This window comes from Nonomuraea sp. 10N515B (assembly GCF_052245915.1).
GTDB lineage: Bacteria > Actinomycetota > Actinomycetes > Streptosporangiales > Streptosporangiaceae > Nonomuraea.
The window spans coordinates 103,753-114,844 of the sequence record NZ_JBQQBQ010000032.1 but is presented as its reverse complement, the minus strand read 5'-3'; the positions used below and the strand labels follow the sequence as shown (position 1 = coordinate 114,844).

Genomic DNA, 11,092 nt, shown 5'->3' with positions numbered 1-11,092 from the left:
TGATCAACCTGGCCAGGCAGCTGGAGCTGTGGGAACTGACGTGGGGCCTGGCCAGGGCGTTCTGCTCGCTGTGCCACTCGCTGCGTGCCTACTGGGCCGACTGGAAGGCGGTCGCGGAGATCGGCTGCGCGGCCGCCGAGCGGAGCGGGGACCGGCGCTCCCTGGCCGTCGCCCTGCTCGACAGCGCTTCCGTGCACGGCGGCCTCGGGCTGCGCGAGCGGGCTTTGGAGGAGGCCGAGCAGGCGCTGGAGATCTTCACCGAGCTGGGCGAGTCGTGGTGGGCGGCCAGGTGCATGCGCGGAATCGGGATGACGTTGTACAGCGACGGCCACCTGGACCGGGCGCAGGACTACCTGATCGGGGCGATCACCGCGTTCAAGGGCGAGGAGGACCTGTGGTGGATGGCCCGCACCCAGCGCAACCTCGCCGAGATGCGGATGGCCGAGCGGCGGCCCGAGGAGGCCAGGGAGCTGCTGGAGGGCGCGCTGGAGATCTTCAAGCGCGACGGCAACCGTTACTCCGAGGCCCAGACGCTGCGGGTCTACGGTGAGGTGCTGGCCGCTCAGGCGCGGGGCGAGCTGGCTGCGGGCGACCACCGGGCCGCGACCCACCTCTTCACCCGGGCGGGGTTCAGCCTGGACCGGGCGGCCGAGATGTTCCGGCAGCGCGGTGAGCTGTGGGAAGAGGCCCGCTGCCTGCGAGCGGCCGGCGAGGTCGGCGACCCGGCCAACGGGCTGCGCGAGCTGGAGTACGTCCGGCGGGCCGAGGAGATCCTCGTGGCCCTGGGCGACTCGTGGGGGGTGGCCCGCAACGCCGTGTCGGCCGGCCGGGGGCTGGCCCGGCTGGGCCGGATCGAGGAGTCGGAGGCGGAGCTGCGCCGCGCCGTCCAGGCATTCGAGGAGCTGGAGGACCGGTGGTGGATGGCGCGGAGCCTGCGTTACCTGGGCGAGGCGCACCTGGAGGCCGGCGGGCGCCAGGCGGCCGTGGCGCCGCTGGAGCAGGCCAGGGAGATCTACCGCAGCCTCGGCAACGAGGCCGGCATGCGCCGCACCCTCGAGCTGCTCAGGCGCGCGGCGTCCTCGGCGTAGTCGCTGCTAGGTGAGCGGGGTCCTGAGCAGCTCCCCGGCCGCCAGCCTGGCCTGGCTGATGCTCTCCTCGAACATCTTGCGCGCGTGCGCCGCCTGGTCGGCCAGCTCCCTGATGTGCTGGCGGGCCAGCTGGTCGTGCACGGTCTCGGCGATCAGCTGCTGGTATTCCGGGGTCTTGGCGGCCAGCGCCTCCAGCCGCTTGTGCGTGTGGTAGACCTTGTCCGCCTTGATCACCTGCTTGGCGTACTTCTCCAGGTGGCGCACCCGCTGCGACAACGACGTCCAGGCGGCGTCCAGCGCGCTCGTGTACGGCTTGAACGCGTCCTCCATGCCGGGCGGCAGCTCGCGGGGGATGAGCTTGCCGTGCTCGGCGTGCATGGACGACAACTTGCGCAGCCGCTGCGCGATCTGCCAGACCTCCTCCGGCAGCGTCACCTGGTTGTCGATGCTGTCGATCAGTCCCGCCCGGTGCACCTTGGAGTTGAGTATCGCCTCGACCGCGTTCTGCGCGCGGCGCAGCAACATCTGGCAGGGATAGTCGAGGTCCTCGGCCATGATGTAGTGCTCGGCATGGGTCTGCGCCAGCCGGAGTCTTCGTTTGGTCGTGCGATAGGAGCCGTCCAACGCCATCCACCGGATCAGCGCGATCATGCTGATGCCGAGACTTGCCACGAAGACGCCGTACACACCGGTCACCAAGAAGATCAGCAAGAGGAAGCCGGGGAGCACGAACAGCAGGGCGGGGTTGTACGAGGTGTCCATTCGCTTGCCGGTTCGAGCCATGCGCAGGATGTGCGGGCTCGACCGCAGCTCTACCGAGATCTCCGGGGGCAGCGAGGGATCGATCACCAGCCGTGGAGGCAGAGCTCGTGGATCCATACGTTCATGCTGCGTTATGAACCTCGAATCCGCTCATATTTGGTGGACATATAGGGTCGAGACAATGAGCGAGATGACAAGGTGGATTGATCTTGAAGGCGCGGTCAACGCGCGTGACCTGGGCGGGCTTCCGACGCGTGACGGCGGCGTCACACAGCGCGGGCGGATCTTCCGGGCCGACAATCTCCAGGGGCTCACGCCCCGGGACGTGGGCCTGCTGGTCGGCGAGCTGAAACTGCGGCACGTCGTGGACCTCCGCTCCAACGCGGAGGTCTCGCTTGAGGGCCCCGGCCCGCTGACCCTGGTGCCGGAGGTGCGACATCACCATTTGACGCTGTTCGCCGAGGGCGGCCGGCACACCGACGTCGAGGCCGATACCGCTCCTGGCGCCATCGACGGCGACCGGGTGCTGCCGTGGGCGGAGCGAGTGCTCGACGAGGAGCTGCGGGTGACCGGCTTCTACTTCGGCTACCTGCGTGACCGCCCGTCCGCGGTGGTGGCGGCCCTGCGCACGATGGCGCTCGACGAGGGGGCGGCGCTGGTGCACTGCGCGGCGGGCAAGGACCGCACGGGCGTGCTGTCGGCACTGGCGCTCGAGGTGGCCGGCGCCACCAGGGAGGCCATCGTGGAGGACTACGTCGCCACGGGGGAGCGGCTGGAGCTGATTCTCACACGGCTGCGGGGCAGCGACACCTACCGCGGCGACCTGGACTCCCGGCCGGCCGACGACCACAAGCCCCGGGCGAAATACATCGAGCAGTTCCTGGACGTCCTGGACGACCGCTTCGGCGGCCCGATGGGCTGGCTGATCAAGCACGGCTGGACGACCACCGACACCGAGGCCCTACGCTCCCGCCTGCGGGACTGACGTTCGGCGCAGCCGGGCGTTCAGGGCAGGCGGGCGATTCAGGGCGGCCGGGCGTTCAGGGCAGCCGGACGACGATGCGCCGATCGGCCGACAACCGTGCCGCCTCGATGACGGAGAGCGCCTCGACGGCGCTCTCCGGATCCACCGGCGGCGCCGCCCCGTCCCGCACCGCCGCCACGACGCCACGGTAGAAGTCCAGGTACGCCCCCGGCTCGGTACGCACGACCCGGTGCTCGTCATCCGTGCCGAGCACGCCCCAGCGCGCTTCCTCGTCCTCCCCGAACCCCGGCGCATCGGGCGCGACCCCGGCCCGCAACCGCTCCTCCTGCACATCCATCCCGTGCTTCACGAACCCCGCCGCCGACCCCAGCACCCGAAACCGCGGCCCGAGCCGCGCCGCCACAGAGCTGACCCACAGATGCGAGCGCACCCCGCCGGCATGCGTCAACGCCACGAACGTGTCGTCGTCCGAGGCCACCCCGTCACGCCGCACGTCACTCTCGCAGTAGACCTCGTGGACCGGCCCCAGCAGGTGCAAGGCCTGATCGACGAGATGACTCCCGAGGTCGTACAGCAGCCCGCCAACCTCTTCCGGTCCGCCGGCCTCCCGCCATCCGCCCTTGGGCACCGGCCGCCACCGCTCGAACCGCGACTCGAACCGCCGCACGCCACCCAGCGCCCCCTCACCGCCCAGCCGCCGCACCGTGAGAAAGTCACCATCCCACCGCCGATTCTGGAACACGGTGAGCATGACCCCGCGTTCCTTGGCCAGCCGCACGAGCTCCCGCCCTTCCTCGGCGGTCCTGGCGAGCGGCTTGTCGACGACCACAGGTAGCCCTGCTCGAGGGCCGCCGCGGTCAGGGCGACATGCGTCCTGTTGGGCGACGCCACCACAACAAGATCACACCGCCCCCAAAGATCCTCAACCTCCGCCAGCCCAACAGCCCCGTACCGAGCACCGACCTCGGCCTGCCGCTCGGGATTCCGGGTCACGACGGCAGCCAATGACAACCCAGGAGTGGCATGGATCAGCGGCGCATGAAAGACCGCCCCCGCCACGCCGTAACCGACCAGCCCCACCCTGATGTCGCTCATCGGCCCAGGCTATCGAAACCACGTAGTCGGCCCAGAATGCGCTCCGTAACGGCGGCCCGCCGGTGAAGGGCTCAGAGGCCGTGTTCCTGGAGGGCCCTCAGCCGAAGTACGCCGAGTGGCGGCCCACCTGGCACCGCCGTAAAAGAAAATCGTCTTTACGGGTTTTGGGGGTCGTCACGTTCGGCGAGAAACCGCTCAAACTGAGCAGCGAGCTCATCCCCCGTCGGCATCGGGGTCGACTCGGCGATGAGGTTTTCGCGCTCGCTGCCGCCGGCGAACGCGTCGTACTGCTGCTCGAGCCCCGTGATGGCGGTGGACAGCTCGGCGGACGCCTGGATCTGCTCTTCGATCTCCACGTTCGTACGCTGGGCAGCATCACGCAGCGTGTCCATCGGGAACACCAGCCCCGTCCCCCGCGTCACGGCCTCCAGCGCGGTCACGGCGGCGGTCGGGTATTCGGCCTGGGACAGGTAGTGCGGCACGTGCACCGCGTATCCCAGCGCGTCGTGCCCCTGCGCCCCCAGCCGGAACTCGATCAGCGCCGCCACGCTCCCCGGCACCTGGACACGCCCGAACGCGCTCGTTTGCGAATTTATTAGCTCGGGCCTGCTCGCGTGCATCGTGAGACCCAGCGGGCGGGTGTGCGGCACTGCCATCGGGATCCCGTGCATCGTCACCAGCTTGCTCACCCCCAGCCGCGCCACCAGCGTCCCCACGGCTTGGGTGAACAACTCCCACTCCCGATCGGGCTCAGGCCCGCTCATCACCAGGAACTGTGTCCCCGTCGAGTCCCTCATGACATGAACGGCCAGCTCTGGGCTCTCACACTCGACCCAGCGGTCGGTGTCGAAGGTCATGATGGGCCGGCGTGACCGGTAGTCGAGCAACCGGTCCACGTCGAACGTCGCCACGACCCGGTGCTCCAGCTCGGCCAGCAGGTGGCCCAGCGCGAGACGTCCGGTGCCGCCCGCGTCGACGAAGCCGTCGAAGTGGTACAGCAACACCGGATCATGCAGCTCGGGCGCGTCATCTGCGAGCTTGTAGAGATCCTTCGGGTCGAACACGATTGGACAGCCTTTCCGTAGGTACTCTCCTCAGAACCTATGGCGAGCCGGAACGATTCCGTGCCTGTGGCGGGGGGCCGAATCATTCCGTGGGGGGCACCCTATCGGGGCACAATGAGGTCCATGGACGGGGACCCGGAGCTGGAAGAGTTCGCCGCCAGGATGTTCGACCTGGCCCGGGCGGGCGACACCGAGACGCTGCGCGCGTACATCGAGGCTGGGGTGCCGGTCAATCTGACCAACGGCAAAGGTGACACTTTGCTGATGCTGGCGGCGTATTACGGTCACGCGCCGACGGTGCGGATGCTCATCGAGCTGGGCGCCGATGTCGACCGGCCCAACGACCGCGGTCAGACCCCCTTGGCCGGAGCGGTCTTCAAGAAGGAGCTGGACGTGGTCACGGCGCTGGTCGACGCGGGCGCCGACCCCCATGCGGGCGCGCCCTCGGCCGTGGACACCGCCCGCATGTTCGGTATGGAGGGATTGTTCTCATGAACAGGGGGTTGTTCTCATGAACAGGGGAGTCGTTCTAGTCGACTAACTCGCGCTGGAAGCCGGTGACCTCGCCCCGCAGCACCGGGTCGGCGAAGCGACGCGTCTCCTTGGCCCAGTCGAGGTAGCCGCGCATCCAGTTCTCGAGCCCCATGACGCAGCGCAGGGTGCTGTGCCGCCGGTTCTCGTCGATGCCGAGCTCGTCGAAGACGCGCACGAGGTCCACCTTGGCCGCCTCGAAGATGCCGATGCGCTCCGAGATCTTCTGGTCGACCATCTCGACGGCCTCCTGGAGGGGGCAGCTCAAGGCCTTCCAGTAGACGATGACGAGGTTGTGGAACTCGCCCTGCAGCAGCTCGCGCCGCAGGCCGATGAGATCGTTGGTGCACACGACCACGTGCCCGGCCTCGTGGACGAGAGTGCGGTATGCGGCCGACGCGCGGATGGCGTCCGGCACCTCGAACTGCTCGGCCAGCTCGATGAGGTCGAACGAGGGCGGGACGTAGGCGATGTTGAGCTTGTGCTCGACATAGCTGTCGGGGTCGGGGATCCGGCCTCTCGTGCGGTTGTCCACCTCCCACTGGGCGGTCTCGAAGCAGTCCTGGAGGTGGGTGGCGAAGCGGTGCCACCATCGCGCGCCGGCGTGCAGCCGCATGCGGTCGCGGATGTCGGCCAGGCCGTGGAGTATCGGCCCCGCGGTGGCCTCGAGCGGCGCGCCGTCCAGCACGGCATGGAACTTGTCGGCCATGCGCCGCGCGAGGTCCGGGTCTGACCCCACCTCGGCGAGCTCGAACTGGTCGTCGTAGACGTGGAACCAGCTGTTGAGATCGGCGGCCAGTGCGAGCACCGGCACCGAGGCCTCCGGGTAGAGCCGTGCGACGAGGCGGGAGTAGGACTCACCTGCGAATCGCGAGGTCGCGGTCTCGTCTTCGATGAGCTTCAACCTCCGCGCCCAGGCGATGGTGTGCTCGGCCACCACAGCCTCGAAGGGGTTGAGCTTGGACGGGTACGGGATGAAAGGGTCAGGAAGGGACACGGAGGGAATGTCGGGCATGGGTGCGCAGCCTCCACATGAGAAACTGTGGCAAATGCCCCCTCGTCGGGACAGATGTCGGTTCTCGTGGGGCGTACCCGAAGCAGAATTTTTCCAATCGCTCTCTGATTTACGGGTTATGAGCCGAAAGTATTGCGGTCCTGGTCTTCGGGACTGTCGGGTGCTTCCTGTGCAAGAGTGACCGCTTCGTCCAGATCCAGTTTGGCGCCCGCCTCGAATTCCAGTTTGTAGCCGTCCTCACCCAGGGCCCTCTTGCACTCTTGGACGCACTTCTCGTGCTCCGCCGTGAGGAACGGCGCGCCCAGCATGGGCAGGCCGGAGGTTCGCCAGTTTTGATGCAGCGCCCCGAGCAGCCGCGAGGCACGCTCGATCTGGCCCTGAGACGAGTAGATCTTGGCGACCGTCTCGAGCACCATGAGCGTGCCGACGGTGTCGTGGAAGTGACGCTTGATCCGCAAGCCCTCCAGGGCGGTGCGCAACGCCTCCTCCGTCCTGCCCATCGCCAGCATCGGCAGCGACAGCGCCCAATGCGCGTATGAGCTCAGCCACAGCTCGCCGCGCTCGCGGCAGACCTGGAGGCAGTCCTGCAGCAGCGACTCGGCCTCAGGGAGCTCCCCTTGGGTGGTGAGGACGATCGACAGCTCCACGATGGCCGGGAGCAGCCCCGGGTTGAGCTCCTTGTTGTCGGTGTTGAACTCGATCGCCACGCCGAGCAGGGCGCTGGCCTTCTGGAGGTCGCCCTGCAACATCGCGGCCGTGCCCTGCATCTTGGAGGCCAGGATCACGGCCTTGGAGTCACCGACCCTGACGGCCTCGTTGCTGCACGTCTCGGCCGCGTCCCGCGCGCCCACGCTGTCGCCCTGGGCGCTCTTCACGTAAGAGAGCACCCACAGCGCCTTGCATCGTTCCCTGCTGAGATCCGGGTTGGCCCCGAGCGCCCGCTCGAGGTAGAGGCGGCCCTCGCGGGCGAAGCCGCAGCACACCCACATGAACCACAACGACGACAGCAGGGTCAGCGCCAGGACCTCCATGCCCGGCGTCTTGAGCGCGTGCTCCAGCGCCACCCGCACGTTGTCGTGCTCCTGGCGCATGCGGACGAACCAGTAGATCTGCCGCGGCCCCGACCAGGCGTCCTCGCTACGCTGCGCCAGGCTCAGGTAGTAGTCCAGATGGCGCTGGCGCATCTGCTCCTTCTCGCCGAGCTTGTCCAGCCACTCGTCGCCGTAGTCCGCCAGGGTGTCGATCAACTTGTATCTGACCCCGGCGTGGTTGCTTCTGATCAGCAGGATCGACTTCTCCACCAGGCCGGTGACCAGGTCGGTGATCTGCCCCGACGGCAGGCGCGCGTCCGAGCACACGAAGCGCGCAGCGTCCAGCTCGAAGTCGTTGGCGAACACCGACAACCGGGCCCACAGCAGCCGCTCGGCCGGCTCGCACAGCTCGTGGCTCCAGCCGATGGCCGCACGCAGCGTCTGGTGCCGCGGCAGCGCCGTGCGGCTGGCGCCGGCCAGCAGGCTGAACCGGTCCGCCAGCAGCCCCAGGATCTGCTCCACCGACAACGCCCGCAGCCGCACCGCCGCCAGCTCGATCGCCAGCGGGATGCCGTCGAGCCGCCGGCACAGCTCGGCCACCGCGTTGATGTTGTCCTCGTCCAGCTGGAAGTCGGGCACGCTCGCCCCGGCCCGGGCCGCGAACAGCTGCACGGACTCGTTGACGAAATAGGTCTCGGCCGGGTCCTCTCCCGGCACCTGCAGCGGCGGCACGGGGAGCACGTGCTCGTAGGGCAGGTTGAGCGACTGCCGGCTGGTGGCCAGCACCTTGAGGTTGGGCGCGACCTCGAGCAGCTCCTGCACCAGCTCCGCCGCTCCCTGCACCACGCGGTCGCAGGTGTCGATGATGAGCAGCATGTCCCGCTCGCCCACCCATTCCGACAGCGTCTCGGACTCCGCGCGCGTGGACTGGTCGGCGATGCGCAGCGCCGAGGCGATGGTGTGCTTGACCATGCCCGTGTCCTGCAGCCGGGCGAGATCGGCGAACCAGACGCCGTCGGGGTAGTGGGCGCGGACCTGGTGGGCCAGGCGAAGCACCGTGCGCGACTTGCCCACACCGCCGATGCCCGTGACGGTCACCAGACGTGATTCGCCGAGGTACCGTCTGAGGTTGGCAAGCAGACGCGTGCGACCGATGAAGCTCGTGAGCTCCGCCGGAAGATTGCCTTCTCGCCGCCAGCCTGTAGGGGTGGCCATGGGCAGCCTCACGGGGGGTAGGCGACACCTGCTCCCGCATCGTACCGCCGTAGCCCCGACATGTCCCTGGACCTGCGGACACACCGGGTATTGCTTTGTCCGTCCGGGTAGCATGTCAGCCGTGGAAGATTTCTACACCGAGCAGACGGCGGACGACAGGGACCTGGGCTGGGGCGACGACCTGCCGGAAGAGGACCCGGACGACTTCTTCGTGGAGAACCGGCCGCCGCACTGGGAGTGACCCCGTTGACCGGACACGTGCTGCGCCCCGCCACGCCTGCCGACTACGACGCCGTGGCGGCCGTGGTCGACGAGTGGTGGGGCCGTCCCGTCCTGGCCTCCCTGCCCAGGCTCTTCCTCGACCACTTCCACCGCACGAGCATGATCGCCGAGGGCCCCGAGGGCATGGCGGGCTTCCTCGTCGGCTTGCTCTCGCCGTCGGTCGAGGATGAGGCGTACATCCATTTCGTCGGCGTCTGTCCCGCCGCACGGGGCGGGGGTGTGGCGCGGGCGATGTACGAGCGTTTCTTCGCCCTGGCCCGCGCCCATGACCGGCACGTGGTCAAGGCCATCACCTCGCCGGTCAACGAGGCGTCCATCGCCTTCCACCAGCGCATGGGCTTCACGGCGAGCGAACCGGTCCCGGACTACAACGGTCCCGGCACACGCCTGGTCACCTTCGCGCGCGGCATCTGACACGTGCCCCGGTCCAGGAGGTCGTCCTGGAACCGGGGGCCCACTCACCGCCGGCGTCCTGGAATCGGCGGCCGCTCACCTCTGCGGTTCGTACTCCTCGTCGCTCATCCTGGCCAGCGTGAGCGCCGCGGCGGCGAACCCGAGCGCCGTCAGCCCCCACGCGCCCCCATCCAGGATCTTGGGGGCGCCGGTGAGTACGAACAGCAGGTGGACCGGCTGCGAGGCGACCAGCGCCGCGCCCGCCCAGGTGGGGATCACCCGCGCCCGCCACAGGGCGGCGCCCAGCAACACGGTGCCGAGGACGTGGCCGAGCACGAAGAGGCCGACGCCGGTGACAGCGGGGGAGCGGTGGTGGAACGCACCTCGTATGGCACCGCCCCCGAACGCCTCCACACCGTCCCCTCGTCTACGGCGGCGACCGTGTAGGCGAGTTGATCATCGGCCTGCGGCCGGGGGAGAAGGCGATCTCCGTGGCCGACGCCCGGGTCCTGGAGCTGCTGGCCGTGCCACTGGCGGTGGCCGTGCACGCCACCGGCCTGTCCGAGGAGCGGCAGCGGATCCGCGAGCACATCGTGGTGGCCCGCGAGGACGAACGCCGCAGGCTCCGCCGCGACCTGCACGACGGGCTCGGCCCCACCCTCACCGGCGTGGTGTACCAGGCCGACGCGGCCGGGAACGTGCTCGCCGACGACCCCGCCCGCGCCAAGGAACTGCTCCTGAGGCTGCGTGCCGAGGTGACGTCGGCCATCGAGGACATCAGGCGGCTGGTGTACGGCCTGCGCCCGCCCGCACTCGACGACCTCGGCCTGGTGGGCGCGCTGCGGCGGCAGGCCGGACGGTTGTCGCTCGACGTCAGCATCCGGGCTTCCCGCGACCTGGCCGCGCTGCCCGCCGCCGTGGAGGTCACCGCGTACCGCATCGTCACGGAGGCGCTGAACAACATCGCCCGGCACGCCCGCGCCACGACCGCCCGCGTCGACTTCACACTCGGGGACCGTCTCCGTGTCGAGGTGAGTGACTACGGCGCGGGTGGCGGCGTGTGGCGGCCGGGGGTGGGCCTGCGGTCCATGCGGGAGCGCGCCGAGGAACTCGGCGGCACCTGCCAGGCCGGTCCGCGGGACGGCGGCGGACGGGTGGTGGCACTGCTGCCGCTGGCGCGGGTGGTGGCATCATGAGCGTGCGCGTCTTGATCGCCGACGACCATCCCGTGGTACGCGACGGGCTCGCGGCGCTGCTGTCCACGGTGCCGGGCATGGAGGGGGCGGGGACCGCGTCCAGCGGACGCGAAGCGGTGCGGGCGACGGTCGTGCTGGCACCGGACGTCCTCGTCCTCGACATCCAGATGCCGGAAATGTCAGGCATCGACGCCGCCAGGGAGGTGGCCGCGGCCGCGCCGGGCGTGGCAGTGCTGATGCTGACGATGTATGAGGACGATGAGTCCGTGTTCGCGGCCATGTGTGCGGGGCCCGCGGGCGAGCCTTTCCCTGAGCTCACGCCGCGGGAGCGGGAAGTGCTCGGCCTGATCGCCGCCGGCCACGGCAACGCCTCCATCGGGGCCCGGCTGTCGCTGGCGCCCAAGACGGTCGGCAACCACATCTCCTAGCCGGCGC

Annotated in this window: 11 protein-coding genes and 1 pseudogene; 6 read left to right on the top strand and 6 right to left on the bottom strand. The window is 69.4% G+C overall.

What is annotated here, in order from left to right; translation table 11 throughout:
• Nucleotides 1-1,088, top strand: a 1,088-nt coding sequence (locus ACTWQA_RS36425) for a tetratricopeptide repeat protein (RefSeq protein ID WP_443163510.1), incomplete at its 5' end; no start/stop codon positions are given.
• Between the two features lie 6 nt (nucleotides 1,089-1,094).
• Here the strand turns inward: ACTWQA_RS36425 and ACTWQA_RS36420 are convergent.
• Complete coding sequence (locus ACTWQA_RS36420; RefSeq protein WP_443163509.1) at nucleotides 1,095-1,967, bottom strand: hypothetical protein; 873 nt, start codon at nucleotides 1,965-1,967, stop codon at nucleotides 1,095-1,097.
• A gap of 73 nt (nucleotides 1,968-2,040) precedes the next feature.
• Here ACTWQA_RS36420 and ACTWQA_RS36415 point away from each other — a divergent pair, with 73 nt between their 5' ends.
• Nucleotides 2,041-2,835 (top strand): tyrosine-protein phosphatase, encoded by a 795-nt coding sequence (locus tag ACTWQA_RS36415; protein ID WP_443163508.1) that lies wholly within the window; start codon nucleotides 2,041-2,043, stop codon nucleotides 2,833-2,835.
• 55 nt (nucleotides 2,836-2,890) lie between these two features.
• Here ACTWQA_RS36415 and ACTWQA_RS36410 read toward each other — a convergent pair.
• Together ACTWQA_RS36410 and ACTWQA_RS36405 are read right to left on the bottom strand one after the other, a co-directional pair.
• Nucleotides 2,891-3,930 (bottom strand): annotated as a pseudogene (locus ACTWQA_RS36410) (Gfo/Idh/MocA family oxidoreductase).
• Nucleotides 3,931-4,085: 155 nt separating this feature from the next.
• Nucleotides 4,086-4,994 (bottom strand): proteasome assembly chaperone family protein, encoded by a 909-nt coding sequence (locus tag ACTWQA_RS36405; protein WP_443163507.1) that lies wholly within the window; start codon nucleotides 4,992-4,994, stop codon nucleotides 4,086-4,088.
• A 114-nt stretch (nucleotides 4,995-5,108) separates the two neighbouring features.
• On the opposite strand from ACTWQA_RS36405, the gene ACTWQA_RS36400 reads away from it, so the two are divergent.
• Nucleotides 5,109-5,489 (top strand): ankyrin repeat domain-containing protein, encoded by a 381-nt coding sequence (locus tag ACTWQA_RS36400; RefSeq protein WP_443163506.1) that lies wholly within the window; start codon nucleotides 5,109-5,111, stop codon nucleotides 5,487-5,489.
• A gap of 34 nt (nucleotides 5,490-5,523) precedes the next feature.
• Here the strand turns inward: ACTWQA_RS36400 and ACTWQA_RS36395 are convergent, their stop codons facing one another.
• Both ACTWQA_RS36395 and ACTWQA_RS36390 read right to left on the bottom strand, forming a co-directional pair.
• Nucleotides 5,524-6,540, bottom strand: a complete 1,017-nt coding sequence (locus tag ACTWQA_RS36395; RefSeq protein WP_443163505.1) for a terpene synthase family protein — start codon at nucleotides 6,538-6,540, stop codon at nucleotides 5,524-5,526.
• Nucleotides 6,541-6,656: 116 nt separating this feature from the next.
• A complete protein-coding gene (locus ACTWQA_RS36390) occupies nucleotides 6,657-8,669 on the bottom strand; it encodes an ATP-binding protein (protein WP_443163504.1) in 2,013 nt (670 codons plus the stop codon).
• Between the two features lie 363 nt (nucleotides 8,670-9,032).
• On the opposite strand from ACTWQA_RS36390, the gene ACTWQA_RS36385 reads away from it, so the two are divergent.
• On the top strand, nucleotides 9,033-9,482 hold the full coding sequence (locus tag ACTWQA_RS36385; protein ID WP_443163503.1) for a GNAT family N-acetyltransferase: 450 nt from the start codon (nucleotides 9,033-9,035) through the stop codon (nucleotides 9,480-9,482).
• A 75-nt stretch (nucleotides 9,483-9,557) separates the two neighbouring features.
• On the opposite strand, the gene ACTWQA_RS36380 is transcribed toward ACTWQA_RS36385, so the two are convergent.
• Entirely contained in the window at nucleotides 9,558-9,875 is a 318-nt protein-coding gene (locus tag ACTWQA_RS36380; RefSeq protein WP_443163502.1) for a hypothetical protein, read from the bottom strand.
• Nucleotides 9,876-9,913: 38 nt separating this feature from the next.
• Here ACTWQA_RS36380 and ACTWQA_RS36375 point away from each other — a divergent pair, with 38 nt between their 5' ends.
• Nucleotides 9,914-10,657 (top strand): sensor histidine kinase, encoded by a 744-nt coding sequence (locus ACTWQA_RS36375; protein ID WP_443163501.1) that lies wholly within the window; start codon nucleotides 9,914-9,916, stop codon nucleotides 10,655-10,657.
• Nucleotides 10,654-11,085, top strand: coding sequence for a response regulator transcription factor (locus ACTWQA_RS36370; RefSeq protein WP_443163500.1), 432 nt, complete (start codon nucleotides 10,654-10,656; stop codon nucleotides 11,083-11,085). The genes ACTWQA_RS36375 and ACTWQA_RS36370 overlap by 4 nt, the downstream gene beginning before the upstream one ends.
• The last annotated feature ends 7 nt before the right edge of the window (nucleotides 11,086-11,092 follow it).